General features: G+C 67.1%; 16 protein-coding genes and 1 riboswitch. Of the genes, 9 read left to right on the top strand and 7 right to left on the bottom strand.

Annotated features, from left to right (window positions below):
* The first annotated feature begins 227 nt into the window (after positions 1-227).
* From LO787_RS04845 to LO787_RS04820, 6 genes are all read left to right on the top strand, one after another.
* Complete coding sequence (locus tag LO787_RS04845) at positions 228-800, top strand: RNA polymerase sigma factor (RefSeq protein ID WP_232494719.1); 573 nt, start codon at positions 228-230, stop codon at positions 798-800.
* 77 nt (positions 801-877) lie between these two features.
* Positions 878-1,810 (top strand): FecR family protein, encoded by a 933-nt coding sequence (locus tag LO787_RS04840; RefSeq protein WP_232494718.1) that lies wholly within the window; start codon positions 878-880, stop codon positions 1,808-1,810.
* Positions 1,811-1,993: 183 nt separating this feature from the next.
* Positions 1,994-5,170 carry a TonB-dependent receptor gene (locus LO787_RS04835; protein ID WP_232494717.1) on the top strand — a complete coding sequence of 1,059 codons (3,177 nt, stop codon included), beginning with the start codon at positions 1,994-1,996 and terminating at the stop codon, positions 5,168-5,170.
* Positions 5,171-5,241: 71 nt separating this feature from the next.
* On the top strand, positions 5,242-6,228 hold the full coding sequence (locus LO787_RS04830) for a phospholipase C/P1 nuclease family protein (protein ID WP_232494716.1): 987 nt from the start codon (positions 5,242-5,244) through the stop codon (positions 6,226-6,228).
* Positions 6,229-6,239: 11 nt separating this feature from the next.
* Positions 6,240-7,340, top strand: coding sequence for an alkaline phosphatase (locus LO787_RS04825; protein WP_232494715.1), 1,101 nt, complete (start codon positions 6,240-6,242; stop codon positions 7,338-7,340).
* Positions 7,341-7,375: 35 nt separating this feature from the next.
* Entirely contained in the window at positions 7,376-8,959 is a 1,584-nt protein-coding gene (locus LO787_RS04820) for an alkaline phosphatase D family protein (protein WP_232494714.1), read from the top strand.
* Between the two features lie 19 nt (positions 8,960-8,978).
* Here the strand turns inward: LO787_RS04820 and tenA are convergent, their stop codons facing one another.
* The 3 genes from tenA to LO787_RS04805 all read right to left on the bottom strand — a co-directional run bounded on the left by tenA (position 8,979) and on the right by LO787_RS04805 (position 12,975).
* A complete protein-coding gene (gene tenA / locus LO787_RS04815; protein ID WP_232494713.1) occupies positions 8,979-9,641 on the bottom strand; it encodes a thiaminase II in 663 nt (220 codons plus the stop codon).
* A gap of 13 nt (positions 9,642-9,654) precedes the next feature.
* Entirely contained in the window at positions 9,655-11,841 is a 2,187-nt protein-coding gene (locus LO787_RS04810; protein ID WP_232494712.1) for a TonB-dependent receptor, read from the bottom strand.
* A riboswitch (TPP riboswitch) is annotated at positions 11,832-11,957 on the bottom strand. Its footprint overlaps the gene before it by 10 nt.
* A gap of 70 nt (positions 11,958-12,027) precedes the next feature.
* Entirely contained in the window at positions 12,028-12,975 is a 948-nt protein-coding gene (locus tag LO787_RS04805) for a patatin-like phospholipase family protein (protein WP_232494711.1), read from the bottom strand.
* A 168-nt stretch (positions 12,976-13,143) separates the two neighbouring features.
* Between LO787_RS04805 and LO787_RS04800 the strand changes: the two genes are divergently transcribed.
* The 3 genes from LO787_RS04800 to LO787_RS04790 are packed head-to-tail and all read left to right on the top strand — an operon-like array spanning position 13,144 to position 16,254.
* On the top strand, positions 13,144-13,581 hold the full coding sequence (locus LO787_RS04800; protein ID WP_232494710.1) for a hypothetical protein: 438 nt from the start codon (positions 13,144-13,146) through the stop codon (positions 13,579-13,581).
* A gap of 34 nt (positions 13,582-13,615) precedes the next feature.
* On the top strand, positions 13,616-14,863 hold the full coding sequence (locus tag LO787_RS04795) for a hypothetical protein (RefSeq protein WP_232494709.1): 1,248 nt from the start codon (positions 13,616-13,618) through the stop codon (positions 14,861-14,863).
* Positions 14,860-16,254 (top strand): Dyp-type peroxidase, encoded by a 1,395-nt coding sequence (locus tag LO787_RS04790; RefSeq protein WP_232494708.1) that lies wholly within the window; start codon positions 14,860-14,862, stop codon positions 16,252-16,254. Before LO787_RS04795 ends, LO787_RS04790 begins: the two co-directional genes overlap by 4 nt.
* A 107-nt stretch (positions 16,255-16,361) precedes the next feature.
* On the opposite strand, the gene LO787_RS04785 is transcribed toward LO787_RS04790, so the two are convergent.
* From LO787_RS04785 to LO787_RS04770, 4 genes are all read right to left on the bottom strand, one after another.
* Positions 16,362-17,537 carry a catalase family protein gene (locus tag LO787_RS04785; protein ID WP_232494707.1) on the bottom strand — a complete coding sequence of 392 codons (1,176 nt, stop codon included), beginning with the start codon at positions 17,535-17,537 and terminating at the stop codon, positions 16,362-16,364.
* A gap of 3 nt (positions 17,538-17,540) precedes the next feature.
* Positions 17,541-19,313 (bottom strand): GMC family oxidoreductase, encoded by a 1,773-nt coding sequence (locus LO787_RS04780; RefSeq protein WP_232494706.1) that lies wholly within the window; start codon positions 19,311-19,313, stop codon positions 17,541-17,543.
* 3 nt (positions 19,314-19,316) lie between these two features.
* Positions 19,317-21,764, bottom strand: coding sequence for a hypothetical protein (locus LO787_RS04775; protein ID WP_232494705.1), 2,448 nt, complete (start codon positions 21,762-21,764; stop codon positions 19,317-19,319).
* Positions 21,765-21,939: 175 nt separating this feature from the next.
* Complete coding sequence (locus LO787_RS04770) at positions 21,940-24,702, bottom strand: DUF5695 domain-containing protein (RefSeq protein ID WP_232494704.1); 2,763 nt, start codon at positions 24,700-24,702, stop codon at positions 21,940-21,942.
* Positions 24,703-24,711: the final 9 nt, after the last annotated feature.

Raw genomic sequence — 24,711 nt, 5'->3', positions numbered from 1 at the left:
ATAAGATGTCGGGATAGCGCCCTCACACGGCATGTCTCATCCATCTCCGTTATGTGTACCATACACCATTTGTCGGTAGCATGATGTGAAATGATGTTAGGCCGGTCGCCGGAGCGGCTTCGGGAAAAGAACCGATCCCTCGCGCATTCGCCTGCGGACTGTCGCCAAAGTTACATGTTCGTCACCTAGTCGGCGCGGCGTCCCGTTCGAATCCCGAGCCTTCCCCAGTGACCCCGCCCCAAGTTCGCCCCATCGACCGCTGGTTCATCGACGAGGTGCTGCCGCGTGAGCGCAGCTACCTCGACTATGCGCGCCGTCTGGTGCGCAGCGACGACGAGGCAGGCGACGTGGTGCAGGAGGTCTACGCCAAGCTCTTCACGCTCGACGGCTGGACCGCCATCGCCAACCCGCCGGGCTACGTGATGCGCATGATCCACAATCTTGCCATCGAGCGCGTGCGTCAGGCCCGCGTCGTCACGATGCAGCCGCTGCCCGCGCCGGTCCTGTTCGACATTGCCGACGATACGCCCGACAGCTTCCGCATCGTCGCCGCGCAGACGCAGATGGTGCGCGTGCAGCAGGCCATCGCCGCACTGCCGGAGCGGTGCCGCGTGGCGCTCGTCCGCCGTCGCTTTGCTGAGGAAACTCCGCGCGAGATCGCCAGCGACCTCGGCATCAGTGTCTCCACTTTCGAAAAGCGCCTCGCGCGCGCCGTCGAACTCCTGACCCATGCCCTGACTCCGCAGAACCGCTGCCTCGAAGAGCAACCGGCAGACGAGCGGGAGAAGGTGCTTTTCTGATCCGCCACAGCTTGATAGATGTGGGCGATGCGGACGATCGCCCCGCTGGTCGGATCGGAATGCAGCATAGCCGGGACATGACGAACACCAAGGATCCTTTGGGTCAGGATGCCCTCATTGCCGAAGCGTCGCGCTGGTTCGCGGCGCTGGATGCAGGCTCGTGCCCGCGGGACGAGTTCGAAGCCTGGCGCCGGAGCGATCCGGCTCACGCCGTCGCCTATGCCCGCATCGTCGCCAACTGGGAGAGCGTTTCCGGGGTTCCGGTGGCGCAGGAGGCGCCGGTTCGCGCCAGCGCCAGTCGCCGCCAGTGGCTCAAGGCTGCCGCCGTGGGTCTGCCCGCCGCGATGCTCGGTTCCGGCTTCCTCGCCCAGCGCGCCTATGCCTGGGACAATGCCACCACCGGCGTCGGGCAGACCCGGCGCGTGACCCTGCCGGACGGCAGCGTCGCGTTCCTCAACACCGACACCTCGCTGTCCTGGCGCTTCGGCGACGGCGAACGCGCGCTGCGGCTCGATCGCGGTGAGGTCGCGCTCGACATCCGGCGAGGGGGCGAGGCGGTACTTCACGCGAGCGAAGCGTCGCTGCCGCTGGCGCGGGGCCTGTTCGACGCCCGCGTCATCGGAGAACGGGCGCAGCTCACGCTCGTCGACGGGGCGGCGATCCGGCTGCCGGGCGTACAGGCCGGTCTCACGCTGCGACCCAACCAGTCGGTCATCGTCGATGGCGAAGGCGCAGCCCGGCTGGAGCCGCGCAGTGCCGAGCAGGTCGCTTCGCTCATGGCGTGGCGGGCGGGCGAGATCGTCTTCCTCGACACCTCGGTCGCCGAGGCGGCGGAGGACTTCAATCGCCATCTCACCCGCAAGATCAGCATCGGCAACGCGGACCTCGCGCGCGAGAAGATCGGCGGGCGCTTCGAGCTGGCCCGGCCCGACCAGTTCCTCAAGGCGGTCTCGCTGAGCCTCGACGCGCGCGTGCTGACGACCGCAGACGGGTTCGAACTGACGCGCTGATTGGCGTCGTTGCGTCAACCCACCAATTTCCGTCGCCTCTGCTTGCGCAGGGGTGACGGGATGAGGAAATCGGCCAAAAAATTCGATAAGAAAATTATTTTAATCGAACTTGGAGGCAGTCGGCTCCCGTTCCGTCATCCCGGCGAGTGGTGCAATCGCGCGCCATGTCGGGGGTTATCTTTCATGTCCGTGCGTACCTTCAATTCTCTCGTCGCAGCCCTTGTCGCCTCGACGGCGATGGTCGCCAGCCCGGTGCAGGCGGCGACGGTCTATTTCGATGTTCCGGCGCAGGGTCTGGGGCAGGCGCTGATCGCGTTCTCCAAGCAGGCCAAGGTCAAGATCGTCTATCCCGCCGCCGAGATCCGCGGCATGACCGCGCCTTCGGTGCGCGGCACGATGTCCCGCCAGGAAGCGCTGGGCCGCCTGATCGCTGGCTCGGGCCTGCGCGTGGTGGGCGACGACGGGCAGGTCGTGGCGCTGGCGCAGGATCCGGTGGGAAACGTCCCCGTTGCTGCGGCGAGTGAGCCGGAAGCCGATCCCGAAATCCTCGTCACCGGCTACCGCCAGTCGATCGAGCAGGCGCTCGAACAGAAGCGCGAGGCGAACGCCTTCGTCGATGTCATCACCGCCGAGGACATCGGCAAGTTTCCGGACAAGAACGTCGCCGACGCGCTCCAGCGCATGCCGGGCGTCGTCATCACCCGTGACGGCGGCGAAGGCTCGCGCGTCAGCATCCGTGGCCTCCAGCCGGGCCTGACGCAGACGCTGCTCAACGGCAACTTCCTGGCCGGCGCCGACAGCGGCGATCCGCAGCGCTCGTTCAACTACGTGATGCTGCCCGCCAACTTCATCGCCAGCACCGAGGTCTACAAGTCTTCCGAAGCGCGGCTTGAGGAAGGCGGCATCGGCGGCACGATCATCCTCAACACCCGTCGTCCGTTCGACGTCCCCTCGGGCTCGGGCTTCATCTCGGCCGAGGGCACCTACTCCGACAACAGCGGCAAGTTCGAACCGCAGATCGGCGCGCAGTTCTCTTGGAAGAACGAGGACGAGACGATCGGCTTCCTGCTGGGCGGCGTCTACCAGAAGCGCACCAACCGCGAGATGCGCTCGACCGCAGGAACCTGGCGCTGGTGGAGCGATCGCGGTGCGAACGGCCAGGTGCTCGAGCGCGCGACCGACGTGAACGGCAACCCGATCGCCAACGACGCGGCGGTTTCCTACTGGACCGGCGGCGGCCAGAGCACCGTCGATGGCACGCACTACACCGGCTACTGGGCCCCGCAGTCGGTCCGCGCCGAGGTCTTCGACCAGGATCGCGAGCGCTTCGGTATCCAGGCGACCGCGCAGTTCCGCCCGACCGACACGCTGACGCTGACTGCGAACTACTTCCGGTTCGAATACAGCAGCGACTACGTGATGAACCAGCTGACCATCCCCGAGTGGGGCTACGGCAAGTTCTTCAGCGATGCCGTGTTCGACAAGAGCGGCACCGTCATGAAGTCCGCCACGTTCCTGGTCGACGGCGCGCCGTGCCTTAACGCCAAGCCGATGTGCACGATGGAGACGCCGCGTCTCACCGGGTACTATTCGAAGGAAAAGCAGCACTCGCAGACCTTCGAGGGCGAGGCGCACTACCACCTCGACAGCTTCGACGGTGTCCTGAAGGTCGGCAAGACGATGTCGCGCGGCGGTCCGTCGATGCGCTTCCAGGTTGCCGCCAAGCCGCGCATCACCGTGGTCGGCAAGGAGCAGAACGGCAACTTCCTCAGCGCCTGGGATCTGTCCAGTAAGGGCGTGGCGATGGAGTTCTCGCCCAATCTTCAGGAAAACCTGATGAACGGCGTCGCCCAGATCGACATCGGCGGCACCAATTCCAGCTTCACCAACAGCGCGATCGACCAGCCCTACGTCCAGCTCGACCTGACGCGCGAGTTCGGCGACGGGTTCCTCCGTTCGATCCAGTTGGGCGGCAAGTGGCGCAAGCTGGAGGTCCATCGCGAGACCGGGCGCAACGAGTGGTACGCCGATGCGGCCAACAAGGTGCGCTACCAGAACACGCCCGCAGGCGCGATCGCGCAGCCCGAGTACTTCTATGACAAGCCGATGGGCAACATCAACGGCGGCTTCAGCGCGAACCTCTATCCGGGCGTGAACTTCGAGCGTTACCTCGAGATCATCAACGAGCGCTACGGCCCCTCGGTCCGTGAGCCCGAGCCGAACAACGTCTACAACCTCAGCGAAGAGGCGCTCGGCGGCTATGCGCAGGCGAACTTCGCGACCGGCGGCCTGCGCGGCAATCTGGGCGTGCGCGTGGTCAAGACGATCCAGCGTGACGAGACTTCGGACCGCCTGCAGTACCTCGTCGACTACTGCGTCGACGGCCCCAACGGCCCGTTCGATCCCAACCGCCCGCTCGGCGCCGACGGCAACTGCCAGGTTCTCCCGCTGACCCAGCGCGAGATCATCCAGAACATCCGCCTCAACGAGCGCAAGAGCTACACCGACGTCCTGCCCAGCCTCAACGTCTCCTATGACGTGACCTCCAACGTGCTGCTGCGCGGCGCAGTGGCCAAGGTGGTGGCGCGGCCCTCGATCTCCGACCTCGCCGGTGCCCGCTCGCTCACCTACAAGTCGGAAGCCTATGCCTTCGACCGCGACCAGTTCGGCGAATTCGCGGGCTGGTCGGGTGGCGGCGGCAACTCGCAGTTGAAGCCGTTCAAGGCCTGGCAGTACGACATCGGCATCGAGTGGTACTTCCGCCCCGGTTCCGTCGTTGGCGCGACCGCGTTCCGCAAGGAAGTGTCGAACTTCATCGTCCCGCTCGTCATGGACGTGACCCGCGAGGTCGCCGGTGAGCAGGTGCTGATCGAATCCTACTCCACCGTCGCCAACGGTTCGAGCGCGGTGTCGCAGGGCGTCGAAGTCTATGCGCAGCACACGCTGCCCTTCGGCCTGGGTGCGCAGGTGAACTTCACTTACAACGACACCTCGACGGCGGACGTGACGCTGGACGGCCAGAAGGTCGGCTCCTCGCCGCTGGTCGGCAGCGCCAAGACGCAGTTCAACGCCTCGGTCTTCTACGAGAACCGCCGCCTGCTGCTGCGCGCCTCGTACAACCGCCGCGGCACGGTGGTGGGCGGCCTGTCCTCGGGCCTCAGCACCTACACCGCGCCTTACGAGCAGGTCGACCTCAACGCCTCCTACGAGATCCGTGACGGCTTGATGCTGACCGCCTCGGTCATCAACCTCACCAAGTCGCAGGAATGGCAGTACCTCGGCAACGACACCAAGGACCGCTTCGTCGGCTCGGTCTACTCGGGTCGCCGCGCCTACGTCGGCGTCTCGTACAACTTCTGACGACACCGCAAGACCGGCCGGGCGCATCGCAGCGTCCGGCCGGTTCGCGTTTGATTGAAAGCGATTTTTCGATGCACAGAATTGCCCTTGCCGCTCTGTCGCTGGCCGCAGCGGTCCACGCGCCCGCCGCCCTTGCCTGGGGTGGGCGCGGGCATGCAGTGATCGACCATGCCGCGCTCGACACCTTGCCCGAGGACGGGCCGGTGTTCCTGCGCAAGTATGCCGAGTTCATCGGCGAGGAAGCGGGCGCGCCCGACACCTGGCGGTCCTCTTCCGAGCCGTTCTCCAAGATCGACGAGGATCCCAACCACACCTGGTTCGTCGAGCGGTTGCGCTTCATGAAGCCGGTGCCGCGTTCGCGCTATGCCTTCGTGCTGGCGCTCCACCGCGAGTACGAGCGGGTGCGGAAGACCGATCCCAAGGCCGCCGAGCGCCTCAACGTGCGCTGGACCGGCACGATGCCCTACGCGATCATGGAAGGCTACGGCCGCATCGTCGCCGGGATGCGCAGCCTGCGCTGGAAGCGCACGCGCGGCGAGCCGACCGCCAACATCGAGCAGACGCTGGCATTCTACACCGCATGGATGTCCCACTACATCGGCGACGGCACGAACCCGCATCACGCCAGCATCCACTGCGAAGGCTGGTTCGGCGACAACCCCAAGGGCTACACCCGCAGCGGCGGCATCCACGGTGCGTTCGAGATCGGTTATGCCGACGCCATCGACCTCCAGCCCGAGGATTTCGAGAAGCGCATCGGCGCGCCGCAGCGGCAGGAGGGTGATCTCTTCACCCACGTCCTGACCTTCCTCGACGAAAGCAACGCCGAGGTCGAGACGATCTTCGCCCTCGACAAGCGCGGCGCGCTGGCGGACCCGAAGGACAAGGAAGCCCGCGAATTCGTCTATCGGCGCGGGGCGGCGGGTGCGGCGATGCTGCGTGACTTGCTGACGCGCGCATGGAAGGAGAGCGCGAAACCCGGCGTCGGCGATCCGCGCCCGCAGGATCCGACCAACCCGAACTACGACCCGGAAACGGGTTCCGCTCCCGCACCCTGAGGACCACGGCAATGACCTTCCATCCCCGCAAGAACCTGCGCGCGCTGCTGCTGGCAGCCGTCGCGCCCTTCGCCGCAACCGCTCCGGCCATGGCCGGGGAGGCGCGTAATGTCATCGTGTTCCTTGGCGATGCGGGCGGCGTGCCGACGCTCAGTGCGGGGGGCATCCTCGCCCATGATCGCCCGCAATCGCTGTTCATCCAGTCGATGCCCAACATCGCGCTGTCGGACACCTCGGCGCTCGACGTCTGGGTGACGGACTCGGCGGCGGGGATGACCGCGATCATGACCGGCAGGAAGACCAACAACGCGATGGTCTCGATGACCCCCGCCACCACGCCAGGCGGCAAGCCGACGTCGATCAAGACGCTGCTGGAATATGCCGAGCAGCGGGGCCTCTCGACCGGCGTCGTCACCAACCAGCCCATCTGGGACGCGACGCCCGCCGCCACGTTCGCGCATGTCGCGAAGCGTTCGGACAAGGACGCGATCTTCGCCCAGATGCTCGCCCCGCGCTTCGGCAACGGGGTGGACATCCTCATCGGCAAGGGCCGCGCCGATGCGCTCGCCTCCTTCGCCGCGCGCGGGACGAGCGCGGACAAGGCGTTCGGCAAGGCGGGCTACCGCTTCGGCGAAGACCCGGCGCTGGTTGCGGGCGCCACCCGCGCGGCGGTGCTGCGCGACAGCGACTTCGCGCCGACCCCGGCGGTCGAGGCGACCATCGCCCAGCTTGCGAAGAACCCCAAGGGCTACTTCCTGATGGTCGAGTGGGACATGCACACCGACGATCCGCGCGCGGGCCTGCGCCACGTCGTCGAGATGGACGACATGATCCGCCGCATCCACGAGATCGCGGGCAAGGACACACTGATCCTGTTCACCGCCGACCACAGCTTCGGTCTGCGCATGACCGGCGGCAGCCGCGACAAGCCGCTTGCGGAGCAGTACGACCCGGCGTCGAAGTCTGTCATCAGCGTCGAGCCCAGCCACACCGGCGAGGAGGTCGTCGTCGCGGCTTCCGGACCGGGCGCGGAGCAGGTCCACGGGTTCATGCCCAATACGCGCCTGTTCGACATCATGCTGTCAGCTTTGGGGTGGAAGCGGGACGAGTGATCCCGCCTTCCGCCTGACCTTTCCCAGCCAACCGGATGACCAAGCCCATGATCCTCGACCGTCGCACGCTGATGAAGGCGGGCGGAAGCCTTGCCCTGTTCACCGGGCTGTCCGCCTCGACCCGCCTGTTCGCCGCCCCCCTCGGCGCCGATCCCTTCACGCTGGGCGTCGCATCGGGCGATCCCTGGCCGGACGGCTTCGTGATCTGGACGCGGCTTGCCCCGCGTCCGCTCGACGAGCATGGCGGCATGCGGCAGTCGGTGGTGCCGGTTGGCTGGGAAGTCGCTGAGGACGAGGGCTTCACCCGCGTCGTGCAGAAGGGCATCGCCGCCGCCCGGCCCGAGCTTGGCCACTCGGTCCATGTCGAAGTGGCGGGCCTGCGTCCGCATCGCCACTACTGGTATCGCTTCAACGTCGCGGGCAGCGACGTGAGCGCAGTCGGCCGGGCGCGGACCGCGCCTGCTGCCGAGGCGGCGGTGGACCGGCTGCGCATCGGCGTCGCCGGATGCCAGCACTGGGAAGCGGGCTTCTACGACGCATGGGGCGCGCTTGCCCGCGAGCCGGACCTCGACCTCGTGTTCCACTACGGCGACTACATCTACGAAGGCGCAGGCAAGCCGCTGGGCGAAGGCGTGGTGCGCCAGCACGCGGGCGACGAGATTTACAGTCTCGACGACTACCGCCGTCGTTATGCGCAGTACAAGGCCGACCCGCACCTGCGCGCCGCGCACCAGTCCTGCGCCTTCGCCGCCTCGTTCGACGATCATGAGGTGGACAACAACTGGGCGGGCGAGTTCGACCAGGACGGCACACCGCCCGAAGCGTTCCTGTTGCGCCGGATGGCAGGCTATCAGGCATGGTACGAGAACATGCCCGTGCGCCGCGCGCAGATGCCGGGCGTGCAGGGCATCACCGCCTATCGCCGCCTCGACTTCGGCCGCCTGCTGCGCACTCACGTTCTCGACACGCGCTCCTATCGCACTGACCAGTCTTGCGGCGACGTGGCGCGTTCGGACGCCTGCACGCCCGAGGCGCACGCCAGTCCGCAGATGCTCGGCAATGCGCAGGAGGCATGGCTGGACGAAGGGTTCGCCCGCCCGTCGACGTGGAACCTGCTCGCCCAGCAGGTCATCGTCATGCCGCTCGACGTGCGTGCGCCGGGTGCGGCCAAGCCGACGTTCGAGACCGACCTGTGGGACGGCTATCGCCCGGCCAAGGCGCGGCTGGTCGAGACCATCCGCAAGCACGAACTCACCAACGTCGTCATCGCCACCGGCGATCACCACAAGCACGCGGCGGGCACGGTGCCCCTGCACGACGAGGCGCCGGATGGAGAGAAGGTGGCGGTCGAGTTCCTGGCGACCTCGATCTCGTCAGGCGGCAACGGTCGCGGTGACGAGGGGCTGGCGCACTTCTACGGGAACAATCCCAATCTCGATCTCTACACCGACCGGCGCGGCTATCAGGTCTTCGACATCACGCCGAAGCAGTGGACGACCGACGTCAAGGTGATGGACGAAGTGCAGAAGCCCGGCGGCGCGATCCGCACGCTGATGCGCTACGAAGTCGCGCCTGACGCGCCGCAACTTCACCGCAGCGGGGGCAGCGGGCGGGCGTAGGCCGCGCCCGCCGGGCCGGTCAGACCGGCCAGGCCTCGCGGCGATAGGCGGAGTCCCAGAACATCCACTCGTAGCGGGTCGCGTTGCGGAAGGCGGTCGCCATCGCCTCGCGGGTGGCCGGGGTGGCGTTGGCGGCGGTCTCGTCCACCAGCGCGCGCACGCGGTCGGTCGCCTCGCCGAAGGACGGCGCGGCATAGGTATCGATCCATGCGGCGTAGGGGTTGGGCGCGGTCGCGCGCGGCTTGATGTCGCAGCCGACCTCCCAGTAGACCCAGAAGCAAGGGAGGATGCCCGCGATCAGCTCCTCGTAGCTGCGCGTCGCCGCCAGCGCCGAGAGGTAGCTGGTATAGCCCAGGCAGGCGGGCGTCGCCTCGGCGGCGTGCGCCATCTCGGGCGTCACGCCGAACTGCGCGAAGAACGCCTGATGCAGCGCCTCCTCCACCTGAACCGCGACCTTCGCCCCGTCGGAGAACTCCAGCCGTCCGGCAGCGCTCGGCGCGCGGGCGGCGGCGAGGGCGAGGACGCGGGCGTATTCGGCAAGGTAGAGGCTGTCCTGCACGATGTAGTGGCGGAAGCTCTCGCCCTCCAGCGTGCCATCAGCCAGTTCGGCAAGGAACGGATGCTCAAGGATCGCGCGGCGCAGCGGGGCCACGTCCTGCCAGATGGTGTCGCAGAAGCTCATGCGATGGTCCTCCTCAGAAGCGGCGCGTGGCGCTGACGCCGAACTGGCGTCCGGTGTTGATGGTGAAGCTGTCGAACGGACCGTTGGGGCCAAGGCCGAGGAGCAGCGGCAACTGCTGCTGCCCGAAGGCGGAAATCGCCCAGCGCTTGTCGAACAGGTTCTTCGCCCAGATGTCGAAGCCCCAGTCGCCCAGATCGACTCCGACCCGCCCGTCGACCGAGGTGTAGCCCGGCGAATGGAGGATGTTGTCGATCTCGAAATCGACGCGCGAAACGTAGGCGACGCTCAGCCGCGCATCGATCGTCGCCGCGCCTGCCGTGCCCTGCCAGCCGAGGCCGCCGTTGAGCGTCCAGTCCGGCGCATTGGGCGTGCGCTTGCCCGACATGTCGAGGATGTCCGGCTCGCCCGGCTCCGGCGTCGGGTTGGGCGTCATGTACCGCCCGACGCGGCTGTGTGTCCACGCCATCCCGCCGTCGAACCGGAAGCCGAGCCCGAGGTCCGCTTCCGCCGAAGCCTCGATGCCATGGACATCGACCTTGGGCACCGACAGCACGACGGAGTTGCCGAGGAACACGGTGTTCTGGAAATTCTTGTAGTCGGTCACGAAGCCCGCCAGTGACAGGCGTACCCGCCCGTCCGCGAGCCTGCCCTTGACGCCTGCCTCCAGCGACTTCGTCGTCTCCGCCGCGAAGTTCGCGGTCCAGATGTCGGAGGCTCCGGGCAGGGGATTGAACCCGCCCGACTTGAAACCGACCGCGCCGGTCACGTAGGCCGTGAAGGCGTCGCTCGGGTGCCATGCCAGCGACAGCTTGGGCTGCCATTTGTCGAAGGTCTGTGCCCTTCTGGCATAGTTCTGTGCGCTCTCTGTGCCGACCGTGTCTTCCTTGCGGCGGTCCCGGTCGTAGCGCATGGCGACGGTCGCTTCGAGGGTCGGCAGCAGGTCGTAGCTGGCCTGCGCGAACACGCCGATCTGGTTGGAGCGGGTCTCCGCACGCTGCGCTTCCGCGCCGAAAAGCAGGGGGCCGAAGTCGTCGGTACGGTCCCGCTCAAGGCGCTGGAAGAAGAACCCGGCGTGCCAGCGCAGCGGCCCGGGATCCTTGGAAGTCAGCCGGATTTCGCTGGTCCACGCGTGGATGTCGACCGGCTGCGAGATCGGCTGGATGCCGTCCGGGAACAGCGGCACGCCACCCAGCGTGATCGGCGTATCGTGGCGGAAATCCAGCTCTTCCACGAAGTTCTTGTGGTAATCGTCGTAGCCACCGGTCCATGACAGGGAGAGCGCATCGCCCAGTTCCTGCTCCAGCGTCGCCTGCAGTCCCCACCACTTGCGCGATGCCCGGCCCTCGAAGTCGCCCTGCGGATCGGTCAGGGCCTCGCCCGAAAGCCGCCCGCCGTAAAGGCCGGTGACGTTGCCTGACGAGATGTAGGCCGCGCCGCCTTCCTCGTTCGCCCAGCCCGCCCGCAGCTTCAGCAGGGTCGTCTCGGACAGCTCCACATTGGCCTTGAGCCGCAGGTTTCGGCTGATCTGGCCATCCACCTTCTTGTCGAGATAGCTGTTGCGGATGAACCCGTCGGAATTGCGATAGGAGCCCGCGAGGCGCAGTTGCACCTTGTCCGAAACCGGCGCGTTGACCACGCCGTCCGCCGTCCAGGTAAAGCCGTTGCCGATCCCGGCCGACGCCATGCCGCCCCATGTGTCGGTCGGGTCGTTGGTCACCATGTCGATGGCGCCGCCCGACGCGGAACGGCCGAAAAGCGCGCCCTGCGGACCTTTCAGGATCTCGACCCGGGCGACGTCGTAAGTGCGCAGGGTGAAGAGTTCGGAGTCCGCCAGCGCCAGCCCGTCGACGATATAGGCGATCGAGGGCGACTGGTTGCGGTTGGTCGAAACGCCGCGCACCGAGATCAGGTTGGTGCCCGGATCCTGGTCGTGGATCATGAAGATGCCGGGCGTCGCGGCGATGAAATCGTCGATGGTGTTCAGCCGGCGACGGACGATGTCGTCCTGCGTGAACACGGCCACGGTGTCCGGCACGGCGATCTCCGCCTCCGGCCGACCGCGCGCGGTCACGACGATCTCGCGGCCGTCGTCCGCCTCGTCGGCATGTGCCGCAGTGGCATCTAGGCCGCAGAAACCAAGGGCAAGGCCGGTGCCGAGCACCGTGAAGAAGGCAGTACCGGTCGCGCGCTGCTTGCGCATATCCCTATTCCTCCGCCGGCATGAACCGGATCAGGTTCGCGGGTTTGCGGACTTTGGCGCGATGGCCCGGTCCGCCTCTCAGCCCTGGCCGCGCCAGGACACCCCGTGGGTTGAAGATTGAGCGCGCTTAGGAAACGGCGGCGGCGGCGTCAATCGCGATGCTCGAACCCAACGCCGGGGCGGGTCTCAGGACACCAGCGGCTGCAGGACAGGCCACTGGTCGTCGATCGCCTTGCGGCCTGCCTCTATCGCCTTTTTTATCTTGGCCGGATCGAATTCCAGCGTGTCGGAATACTCTTCCTCAGGCTCGACGATGTGGATGCGGGCGAAGCGGTACTTCGATATCTGCTTGTCGAGCGGCAGCAGCAGCCGGTTTGCTTCCGTACCGGTGATGCCGCTCGCCTCAAGTCCCGCGAACAGCTGCCCCCGCGCGGCGAGCATATCGTTGACGAGCGCCGCATTGGCGAGATCGTTGCGCGATACTTCGGATTGCAGCAGCCCCACCGCGCGCAGGCCGATGGAGATCATGCCGCCGTAGTTCTTCTTCGAAGCGGGCTGGCTGGTCGGCGAGGCGCGGATCACGAGGACGCTCGTCGGATTGAGTTCGAGCGCGGCGCCCAGCGGCGTCACGTCCCGCACGCCGCCGTCCACCCATTGCTGCTTGTCGCTCGTCTGCAACGGATCGAAGAACACCGGCATCGCGCAACTGGCATAGACCCAGTTGTGGATGTCGGGCACGCTCTGGTCGATGGTGCGGAACTCCCCCGATTGCAGGCTGACCACGCCGAGGCGCAGGTCTATGCCGGAGGCGGCGAGCTTGGCGGGATCGGCGAAATCCTTGAGCAGCTTGCGCAGGGGGCTGGCGTTGTAGAGCGCCTTCTCCCCGAACGCCGCGCCGATGACGCCGGACCTCTCCTTGTAGATGTCGCGGTCGTTTTTCAGGCTTTCCCAGACCTGCACCAGCCCCGTCACGTCGTTCTGCGCGACGCCCAGCGCCTGGATCGCGCCGGTCGAGGTTCCCACGACGATGGCGGGCTTCACCCCGTGCGTGTTCACCAGAGCGTCGAGAGCGCCGACCTGAAACGCGCCCTTGGCGCCGCCGCCGCTCAATACGATAGCCAGCTTGCCTGCCATCCGCCGTCTCCCCCAGCAGTGTTCGGTAAAGTCGAACCTCCGGGATAATACTCTGCATGTGGGCGAAGATAACTTACATACCGCGTTAGGATTGGGTCGCGTTATTGACTGATGCTCGAAATATCCTATCCGACGATTGACCGCACAGGCGCATTTGGGAGAATCGCCATGGGACAGTCGGTATCGCAATGGCTCAAGATGGATCAGGCGGCGCTCGATGCGCTGTTCTCTGCGCAAGAGGCCGGGCCGATCCCGGACGGCGAGGCGAAGGGAACCGCGATCATAGCGCCGGGCACCATGGTTTCGGACGAGATCGCCAAGCTCATCAACATCTTCGCCTGGCAGGGCAAGGTGTTCGACGGCGAGCGCGGGTTCCTGCGCAACACGATCCTGCCGTTCGGGCTCAAGGCCATCGTCGCGAAAGTCTACAAGGAGCCTAGCTGGCTGGACGGCAAGGAATGCATCGTGCTCGATTATTCGGACACGTCGCTGCTCGCCTCGCATGTGCGCGACGAGATCCGGATGATCGAGCCGGGGCTCTATCTGGGCAAGGTCTACTGGGACAAGGCGCGCCTGATCGACTTCGCGCTGGAATTCGGCGACTGAGCGGGCCGCCGTGGTCCGGCAGGGGCACGTCTTCGTGGCAGCGCCCATCCGTTTCGGATGTCGCGCGGACTTGGAAAGCCTGCTCGCCACGATGACGCGCGAGCCGGGGCAGGCCGACCCGGAGAACGCGCTGGTGCCGTTCGGACGGCTTAATCGCATACACGTCGCGCGGTTCGTGATCCTTGACGATCCCTCGCTGCCCGACCGGCTCCTGCTTGCCGAAAGCCTCCCGGTCCATGAGCCGGTACGTCTTGCCTTCATCGCCGATTTCGATGGCGACGAGGCCGATTTCTTCGATGCCCTGGCCGCACTTGCCGAGGCTGGCCTGCGGCGCATCTTCTCGTTCTGCATCGACTTCACGCCGGACGCCGACCTCGTCGAGTGGATGCGCGATCATAACCTGCCGACCGCGGCCAACTACATCAACTGGCGCGGACGGAGCACGCGCCAGATCGGCGAGGAAGCGGCGTTGCACCGCGCCCTGCGCCCTGCGCGCCTGCTCCACGATGGTCTGGCACCCGAAGCCCTGCAGCGGATATTGCTCAATATCGGCGGTACGGTTCCGCTGACTCCGCTGCGCCGCTCGGGTCTGGCCGAGAAGTTGCTCGATATCGGCCATTTCCTGTTGCTCCCCGCCATCGGCCTGCTGCTGTTTCCGTTCGTGATTGTGGGGGCCATCCCCTTCGTGCTGGTGCTGCGCCATCGCGAGCGGACCGATCCGGTGCTCGCCCCGGTGCCCGACCGCGCGCGCAACCGTATGCTCTCCGCGCAGGAGGATCACGACATCACCAACCAGTACAGCGCCATCGGCTCGCTCAAGCCCGGTCGGTTCCGGCGCTGGCTGACCGTCGTGATCCTGTGGGTCATCAACTGGGGCGCGCGGCACATCTATCGCAAGGGGCGGCTGGCGCGGGTCAACACGATCCACTTCGCCAGTTGGACGTTCCTGGACGAGCGACGGCGCGTCTACTTCGCCAGCAATTACGACGGCAGCCGCGAGGCGTACAACGATGACTTCATCAACAAGGTGGCGTTCGGGCTGAACCTCTCGTTTTCCAACGGCCTCGGCTACCCGCGCACCGACTGGCTGATCCTTGGCGGCGCACGGCGCGAGCAGGACTTCAAGCGCTATCTCTTCCATCACCAGATCCCGACGCAGGTCTGGTACAAGGCGTTTCCCGGCCTCTCCAACTACGACATGGCCCGCAACGCGCGCATCCGCGCCGGGATCGATCATCCGCCGCGCGGCAAGGCGCTGCGCCGCTGGCTCGCCGAGATATGAGTACCGCCGCACCCGACGACGTGCAGGCGCTGGTCGGGCGGGGCTTCGGCTCGCTGGACGGCGCGCGCTACGTCCTGCTGCGGGTAGAGGATGCCGCCGCCGCGCGGCACTGCCTGCGCGGCCTTGCGGTCACGAGCGAGGCGCAGGCGAGGGCAAGTCGCCTGACGCGCGTGCTGCAAATGGCCTTCACGGCGGCGGGACTGCGTGCGCTCGGGCTGGCGGTCGATGCGATACCAGGCTTCGCACCGGAGTTCCTAGACGGGCTTTCCGGCGATCCGTCCCGTTCCCGCAGGCTGGGCGATGTCGAGAACTGCGCGCCGTCGCGTTGGCGCTGGGGCGGCGAGGCGGGGGAGCCGCATGTCCTGTTGATCCTGCTGGCGAAGCAGGTGGAGATTGACGGCTATCTTGCCGAAACGCTCGCCGCGCTGCCCGGAGCGGCATGCACGGTCGTTCAGGTCAATGCGGGTAGCGGTCCGGTCGGGCGCGAGCCGTTCGGCTTTGTTGATGGCGTCTCCCAACCGGACGTCGATTGGGACGGGACGCTCAAACCGGGCGGGGCGAAGGACCGGCTCTATCGCGAGGACATCGCGCTGGGCGAGTTCCTGCTGGGCCATGTCAACGAGTACGGCTTCGTAGCAGACTACCCGGAAGCAGAAGGTATCGGCCGCAACGGCACGTACCTCGTCTATCGCCAGTTGGAGCAGGACGTGGTGGGGTTCTGGCGCTGGACCGTCCTACGGGCGGGAGAAGGCGGCGCGATGGCGCTGGCCGAGCGCATGGTCGGCAGGCGTATCGACGGAGACCCGCTGCCCGCGCTTGGCTCAGAGGGGCGCAACGGCTTCACCTTCGCAACCGACCCTGACGGCTTGGTCTGCCCCATCGGATCGCACATCCGCCGTGCCAACCCGCGCAGCGGCGACGATCCGCGCGGGCGGCGCGGGTTCCTTGGCGATCTCGTGTCGTCGCTCGGTCTGAAGGGAACCGCCATGCACGATGCAGTGGCCTCCGCGCGGTTCCATCGGTTGCTCCGGCGCGGGCGGCCTTACGGAACGCCGCCGGATACGCAGGCGCTGATCGCGGGAGAGATGCCCGTCGAAGAATGCGGTCTGCACTTCATCTGCCTCAACGCCAGCCTCGCGCGGCAGTTCGAGTTCGTGCAGGGCAGCTGGATCGCCAGCCCCTATTTCGGCGGCCTGTCGGGCGAACAGGATCCGCTGCTGGGCAACCGCTGCCCGGCCAATGGCGGAGCGCCGACCGACGCTTTCGGCTATTACGACCAACATGGCACCCCGCGCCTCGTCGCCGGCCTGCCGCGCTTCGTGACCCTGGTGGGCGGGGCTTACTTCTTCCTGCCGGGGCTCGGTGGCTTGGCCCGTATCCTGCGAAACTGAGGCAAGCGCCTATCGTCATTGCGAGCGCAGCGAAGCAATCCAGCGTTGTTCTATGCCGCTGGATTGCTTCGCTGCGCTCGCAATGACGAAGTGTTGAGTGAGGCCGCTCAGTCGAAGCGTTCCGTGCCGGTCGGCTCGACATGGCTTTCCCTGTTCTTGCCCTGTCGATAGCGCGACATCTCGAAGTAAAGCCGCCGCCGCGCGCGGTTCTGGTTGCCCAGCGGGCGATGCTCGGGAACGCAGTGCCACGGGTTCCACGTCAGTTGTCGGGCGAAGGCAAACTGCCGGGGAGAGCGGAACTCCTGCGCCGGAATGGTGATCCGGGCGACCGGGATGTACGGCGTGTCCTTCGGATCCCACAACACCGCGCCCTGTTCCACCGGCTGCAGGAAAGGGTCGCGCTGCAACCGCAGGCGCATCTCGAACACGGCTTCCCCCTCGCGCAGCGATGTGGCGAGGTTGTCGCGCAAGTAGTCGTCGCCGGGCCGTAGCGGCAGGCGGGGGATGCGCGTGGTGACAGGGGTGAGCGGGTGGAAGCTGTATTGCATCGCCGCTCCCTCTCCGAGCAGGTAGGGCGTGCAGGAGAAGTACTCGTTGGCCAGCGGGTTCGCCAGCGTGCGGTTCCACAGCGCCTGCATGATGAAGTCGCGCACATGGGGCCGCCTGACGTTCAGGAAGTACCAGACGCCCATCTCCCGGCGGCTCCAGTATTGCAGATGCGCGTTCTCGCGGGTGTCGGGCGTCGGAAAGGTGATGACGGTGACGGAGGTGAAATCCTGCGTATGCCGCTCGTCGTCCATCAGTTTGGGGCCGGGCACATCCATCAGCTTGACGCTCATGCTGCCGAAGCCGACGTCGTCGATGTCGGGCTCCACATGCGGGCCGGGGTTGGAGAAGCGGATCCACGCCGGAAAGCTGCGCTGCGCGGCGAATACCCCCTTGCGCACATGCTCGGGCAGGTCAGGCAGCACGGTCAGCGTGCCATGAACGAGGCCGTGGGTCTTGGTGTTGCCCGCACGCTCGTAGTGCCCCGGCTTGAAGTCTAGGTCGAGGTGGTGCTGCATCTCGGCGATGATCGTGTCGAGGCTGAGATCCTCATCCGCATCGTCCGCTTCCATGGCAATGGCGGGCACGTCGCGGCTGCGGGTGAGGTTGATCGTCCAGTTGAAGAATCGCGTCAGCGGCATCCGGAACAGCCGGTCGAACAGCGGGCGGAAGAACGGATCGAAGCGCCGCTCCGCGTGGAGCCCCAGTTCCAGCAGGCGATGGAGAAATCGCAGCATGTCTCAGCCCTCCTTGCCGTTCAGAATGTCCGCCGCCAGCTTCTCCGCCGCGAGGTAGATGGGCGCGGCGATGAACAGGCCGGGGATGCGCGGGAAGATCGAGGCATCGACCACGCGCAGTCCCGGCACGCCGAGCACGCGGCCCTGCGGGTCCAGCACGGGGCCGATGGCGGCGGTCCCGCAGGCGTGGTGCCCCCAGGCATGGGCGCGCACCCATTCGCGCAAGGCTTCCCCCGTCACCGCAGCGCCGGGCAATTCCTCCTCGGCGATCACGCCGCGCGCGATCAGCGGACGGGCGAGGGCACGGGCCATCTCCAGTCCTTCTACAAGGCCGGTCAGGTCCGCCTCGCCATCCTGCGCGAACTGCGCGAAGTCGATCAGCGGCCTGTCGCGCGGATCGGCGGAGGCGAGGCGCACGGTGCCCGCGCGGTTGCCGGTCTGGCCTTTCAGGACGGTCCAGCTGAACCTGTCGAGCCCCGGCCAGAGGTCTGCGGAATAGCCCGGATAATAGCCCCGGAACCGCGCCATCAGGCCCATCAGGAACAAGTCCGGCGCATCGTCCCGCGCAGTGCTGGAGCGGCGCAGCGCGGACAGCGCGGCCCCGTTCGAGATGTACATGCCGCGCCGTCCGTCGGCCCATGCGCGATGGAGCGGATCGCCCGGCGTGAACGTCGCGCCCCGCAGCGAATGCCAAGGCCGCGCCATCCGGTGGACCACGCTGATCTCGTAGCGGTCCTGCAGGTTGCGCCCGGCTTCGGGCAGGGCGGCGCGCAAAGGGATGCCGTGCGCGGCAAGATGCGCGGGATCGCCGATACCGGACAGCATCAGCAGTTGCGGCGTGGCGAAGGCGCCTCCGGCAAGGATCACCTCGCGCCGGGCATGGCTCTCGCCCTGATCGCTCTGGTGCCCGGCCCAGACGGAAGCGCGACTGAGGTGGCGGCCTTTCAGCCACTCCACGCCGGACGCGCGGCCGCTCTCGTCAAACAGCACGCGCGTGGCGAGGCAGTCGGTCACGATCTGGAGCCGCTCGGGATGGGCGCGACGCACCGCCTCCAGCCGTTCCCGCGCGCCGGTGCGGGCATGTCCGCTGGTCGTGACCGGGGTGTAGCAGACCTGCTCGCGCGCGTGCCTTCGCAGATCGTTCGGATCGCCCCAGGCGCGCAGGAACACGCAGATCCGGCCCAGCCACCCGCGATTGCGGGCAAGGCTCGCCAGCGTCGAGAGCAGCAGCGCGCGGATCAGCGCCGCGTCGCGCAGCGCTCGCTTCGGTACGGCCTTCTCGACCGGCAGCCAGCCGTTCCAGCCATGCCCGGTGGGATCGATGCCCAGCTTTGCCAGCAATCGCCAGAGCGGACGATGGCGACAGTTCTCGACCGTCTTGCGGTGTTCGTGCATCGCCTCGGGCAGCCAGCCGGGATCGCGCGTCTCTGCGGCCAGCGTCTCCCAGTCGCTGTCAGGCGCGACCATGAAGATCATCGCATTGTGCGCCGTGCATCCTCCCAGCGACCCGGCGCGCGGATAGAACACCGCATCGTTCCGGGCGGAGTTGCGCACGCGGTAATCCCACGCGAACTCGGGGTTTTCCGAGGCGAAGGGATGGAACGCGGGCACGTCGTAGTCGGCCTGCGCCCGCGCATCGCCGTCGCGGCGAGGGTCCGGTCCGGCCTCGATCACAAGCACCCGCATGCCCGCTTCGGCAAGCCGTGCCGCCACCGTGCCGCCTGCCGCACCCGAACCCACCACGATGTAGTCATGTTCGGGGTCGGGCGGCGGCACGGCTCAGAGCGTCTTGAGGTATTCGATCAGCGCGCGCTTGTCCTCGTCGGACAGGACCGGCTCGGTACCGAAGGCGCGCTCGTCGGCGCTCAGCTGCTGCTGGTTGAACTGCGCGGTGCCGAAGTAGTGGCCGCGATTGACCACGAAGTCCGGGCACTTGTTGAGCGCCATGAACGGCCCGCGCAAGGATGCGAAGTGCTGGCGCAGCGCCGCGTCGTCCGCCCCGCACGGCATCGAGAGCAGGCCCTTCTTCAGCCGCGCCAGCAGCACGATGAGGTCGCGGTAATGCCGCGCGATCGTCGCCGGATCGCGGCTCTCCGACAGCGGGCGCAAGGATGCCAGCAGGTTCACCGGCATGCCCTTGGGGATGGGGCCAAGTTCGATGTCGCCCTGCGCGTTCTCCAGCGATTTGAGCGCCTTCCTTGCCTGATCGTCCAGCGGGCCGGGGGCGTCGGGCAGGAATGCGGAAGGCACGTAGAGGTAGCTGCGCGTCGTCGTGCGGTCGATCGTGCCCCATGCGCCCGGCAGCATCGCGTCCCGCTCCCGCCGCTCGGGCCAGAGGATCTTGGCGATGCCGTCGTCGAACGCGGCCATGCGTCCCGCTACGGATGGATCGCCGTTGAACGTGCCGACCGTATTACCCAGCAGGAACGGCGCGGTCGACCACAGCGATACCAGCGAAGGCACGCGCGTATAGCCACGCCCGCCGCCCGGCATGCGGTACGGCTTCGCCTCTCCGGTGAAGGGATCCTGATAGGCCACCGTGCCGACCGAGGGCAGATCCTTGTACGATTCCGAGGAGAAGTTGTCCCAGATGTTGCCGCGCAGCGCATTGGTGGCGAGCGGGCTGCACAAGTTGGTGCGCAGCAGCGTCACCGGAATGCGCGCATCGGTGCTGAAGTAGTTGCCCTGCCGGAAGTCGGGCCGGGCGACGATGGCGCGCATCCGGCCCTTGAAGTCCTCGGTCTGCGTCCAGCGCCACCACGACTGGAAGCGCTTTACGTAGTCCTTGCCGATGGAATCCACCAGCGAGGCACCGGCGGGCGCGTCCGGCTGCTTGCTCGAATGGCAGCGGGCGCAGGTATTGGCAAAGGCCGTCGCGCCGCGCTGGAGTACTTGCGGGTTGGCCGTGAGGTAGCCAGCGCCGCCCGGCGCATTGGCCAGCGGATCGGGGCGCGCGGCTTTGAGGAAGAACAGCGCGGTCAGTGGCGTGCCCTTCTCGGTCGCGCGCCAGTTGGCGGAATTGCGCCGCGCGGTCTCGATCTCGATGGGGGTGATGATCTTGCCGCCGACCACCGGGTTGAAGTGCGTCAGCCACTCCTCGCTGAACAGTCCGATGTTGAGGTAGACGCGATTGAGCGCGCCCAGCGCCCCTACCGCGTCCGCGCCGTCCTTCAGCACATGCGGCGTCCAGACCGTGGCGGGCTTCTCGAAATACTGGGTGAGGGGACCGGAATCGACCACGTCGTTGAACTGGACGTTGTTCCTGCTGCCGCCAGCCAGTGCCTCCTTCCCGAACTTGCGGGCCGCGCCCAGGCGGTCGCCCAGCAGGTAGACCGCGTTCATCGTGCGCGGGTTGTTGATGTTGTCGGTGGAGACGAGCGAGGTGTCCATCGCGCCGGGGCGGTAGGTGGAAACCAACTGGTACATGTAATTGGTCGAGTCCGCCTTCCACATGAACAGCCGGTCCACCCACATGTACTGCGCCCCCACGGTAGAGTTGAGGTTCGCGAACGTGGGCTTCTCGGGATCGGCGGGCGGGCGCGTGGGGCTCGGCCCGAGGTGGCAGAAGCCGCAGCTCATGCCGACGCGATAGGGGCGCACCAGCTTCGGGTCGTTGTAGTAGCGCGCGTCCTCGTAATAGCGCTTCGCGTCCCACTTCGCCTTGGCCGCCTCGTCGAAATCGGGGTTGGGGAACAGGCGCAGGCCCAGGATTCCCGAGGGTTCGCCGAAGTAGGAGCCGACCGGCACCGTCGTTCCACGCGCGCCGATCTTCACGCCCGGGTACTTGTCGGCATTGGCGAAGGGATCGGGCGGACAGGCGGGATCGCGGGTGTCCAGCCACAGGCCGTAGGCGTCGGGCTTCTTCGGCGGGGAGAAGCAGGGCTCGTTGACGAGGCCCATGACCTTCCAGCGGGTCGGGCGGGAATTGGGGCTTCCCGGCGGCGGGGCGACGATCTTGAGGAGGTCGAACCCGCCCAGCGTCGGCTTGCTCATATAGTCCCAGAAACGGTCGTTCCCGCCGCTCCAGACCAGCCACATGTTGCGGCCCTTCACCTCGTCGGGGGTGAGGCGCACGCCGTCGTCCATTTCGTGGAAGTAGTCCTCGTCCGCCTGGACCAGAACATCGTCACGCACGCCGACCTGTTGCGCCTCGTCCTTCGGGCCCGAATGGCATGCGGCCAGCGCCGCGAACGACAGGCCCACGAGTATTGTCCTGGCCACCACCATGCTCCCCCTCGACAATGCCGTCCCCGCAATGCGGAACGGGTTTGTTTCCGGTATGATTGGCGGCCCTGCTTTTCCCTATATGCGGCTCAGGAGGCTCCCGTTTGGTGCAACCGTCAAGTGACGTTCGTTGTAATGAGACGTGGCCAGCGCCGCGGTATTGCAGCCGTTAACGGCGTTATTCCTTCGGCGTCAGTACGATGGTGCTGGCTTCCGCACCGAGAGTGATCGCATAGTCATCCCCGGTCATCTCGGTGCCGACGACGCGGTATTTCGGCTGGGATGCTGTCGAAGTCTCCAGCGCCACCCGAGCCTCGGCCGTGGTCGGGGATGCCTTGTCCAGCACCAGCGTGACCTCGCGCGATGCGGTGTCGTAAGTGGCGCTGGCGATCCGGCCCGCCTTGAGGGTGATCCACAGGCCTGCGGGTGCGATGAACAGGCGACGGCGCGCGCCGTCCTTCGGGACGATGCCGACCTTCGCGCCCTGCACCGAAAGGTCGCCGCCGAAGCCGAGCCAGCCGAACTTCGGGTCGTTGACGAGGTAGGTCGCGGCGGCGATGACGTGGCCGTAGAAGCCCATGCCGTAGTCGCCGGTCATCGCGTCCCACTTCATCATGTCGGGCCACGAATGGAAGCCCGATGAGCCGAAGCCGTCGCGGTCGATGTTGGTGATGCCGCCCATCATGCCGCCGTAGGCGACACGCAGCAGGTGCAGGTCGGCGGGGTTCTTGCGATAGGCGTCGAACAGCGGCACCGCGTTCAGCGCCGAGCCGTAGTGGTGGATCTGTCGCTCGATGCGCGAGACCTTCCCACCATAGAGGAAGTCCCAGTACCGGCGCGCGTTGCCGTTGTAGCCCCAGCTCGGGATGGTCGGGTCGTAGCCGAGGATGACCTCGCGCGTGACGTCGGCCTGCGGTTCGTAGCCGAAGCGGCGCATCCATGCGTAGACTTCCGGCTGGCCGGTGGAATCCCACGCCATCTCCGAGCCGAAGGGATACTTGAGCGTGCGCCAGTGATCGGCGCGGCCCTTCATCAGCTTTTCGACCTCGGCGGCCTCGGCGGTCATGCCCTCGCGCTCCAGATCGTCGAGGATGTCGAGGAATACGTCGCCTTCCATCTGCCCGTACTGCGCATAATGCGGCGCGTCGCGCATCATGGCGACGGTGGTGCGATAGGCCCAGTCGAGGTGGAATTTCCAGTCGTTGCGCGTCACCAGCCCCCGATTGTAGCGGGCGAGGCGGTAGAGCACCCAGTGCGCGATGGCGACGTGCGGGTAGTTGTACGAGCGGCCGAGGTCCGCCGCGTCGGCCTTCGACCATGACGACCAGCCCGACCAGTCGATCTTGGGATCGTAGAAGCCGGGGTGCTCCTTGGGGTCGTAGTAGAACAGGCTCTTCTTCACCGCGCCCTGCTGCGGCCCTTCGGCGACCTGAAGCTGGCCGAGGATCGTCTCGTCGACGAGGCGTTCCAGCTTGGCGACTTCCGCCGGGTCCGGGTTGTCGAGCTGCTTGATCGCGGCGGCGAGCCACGATCCGGCGCCGCCCTCGTCGCTCATGCCCGGCACCCAGACGCGGGCGTCCTGCGTGATGATGCGGTCGGCCTCGCGGTCGTAGGAAAGGATGCCGGGCGAGCGGTGGAAGGGATCGCCCTTTTCCTCGAACCACTGGCGCGTGGTGGTGAAGCGGCCGATGTCGGCCATGACCTGATCGAGCGGCTTGGTGATGTAGTAGCTGACCGTCTGCTTCTGGCCGTCAGCATATGTCACCGTCAGCCGCGCCTGCCCCCAGCCGGACGCCTTGATGGCATAGCGGGCCCAGCCCTTGCCTGTCTTCTGCGAGGTGGCCGTCAGCGCGCCTTCGGGGAAGGACTCGATCCGCGCGACCTTGCTCGGCGACCTGAGGAACAGGCTGGCGGTCTGGTCGGTGGGCACGACGTAGCCCGGGATGCCCACCGCGACGGGGCGGCCGTTGGCGGCAAGCGTGTCCTCGATCTGGCGGATGCCGGGCGCGGTCACGAAGCGCAGGCCGAAGGCGCGGCGCTCGCCGGGGGCGAGGGTGAAGCTGGTGGGCTCGTTCCACTGCTGGCCCGCCTTCGCCCATTCCTTCTCGGCGAAACCCTTGCTGGCGACGGTCCAGTCGTAGAACCCCTCGGCAGTCTGGATGCGGGGGCTGCGGTCGGTGAAGATGTCGCCTGCGGGCGCGGCCTTGGTTTCGAGGATCGGGCGATAGGCCTCCAGCGGGGTGCCCTTTTCCGGCAGGACGAGGAGCGCGGAGCCTTGCCCGTTCAGTCGCGTGACCTGAAGGTAGCCCGCGTCGCGGCCGATATAGGGATCGACGAAGCTCGCTTCGGCATGGGCGCGGTCGAGGTCGCGGTCCTTGATGATGTTGTCGAACACCATCGGCATGCCGAGCCCGCCGACTTCGACCGGGGCCGTGCCGGTGTTGACCAGCGTGAAGCGCAGCGCCAGCACGCCCGCCTCGTTCACCCAGCGCCGCTCGACCCGAAGCGGGATGCCCGCACCCATGGATGCGGTAATGTCGGCGGCGGCAAGCACACCCGGGCCGCCCGCCAGCGAGGCGATCTGCCTGCGGGCATGGGCGGAGGAGAAGTCGCGCCAGTCCGATCCTTCGGAGCGCAGGCGGATATGGATGTCGCCGATGTGGACGTAGCCGTCGCCCGCCCGCTCGGCTTCGCGGCCTGAGGGCACGAAGTTGAACCCGGCCTGTCCTTTGGGGGACAGGTGCGCGAGCGTCTGCGTATCCGCGCGCAGGGCAAGGTCGAAGCCGGGCGTCTGGAACTCGGTCCGCGCGATCGGCGGGAAACTCTGCGCGGGCGCGGCTTCGTCTGCAAGCAGAGGCGCGGCGGGCAGGGCGGTCGCGCCCACGGCGGCAAGCGCGATCAGGCTGACGAACCTTGAGGGGAGGGTAACCGAAATGCTCACTGCCAAGGC

The organism is Novosphingobium kaempferiae (assembly GCF_021227995.1).
Lineage (GTDB): Bacteria > Pseudomonadota > Alphaproteobacteria > Sphingomonadales > Sphingomonadaceae > Novosphingobium > Novosphingobium kaempferiae.
The sequence above is the reverse complement of the archived record's forward strand: the minus strand, read 5'-3'. Positions and strand labels throughout refer to the sequence as shown.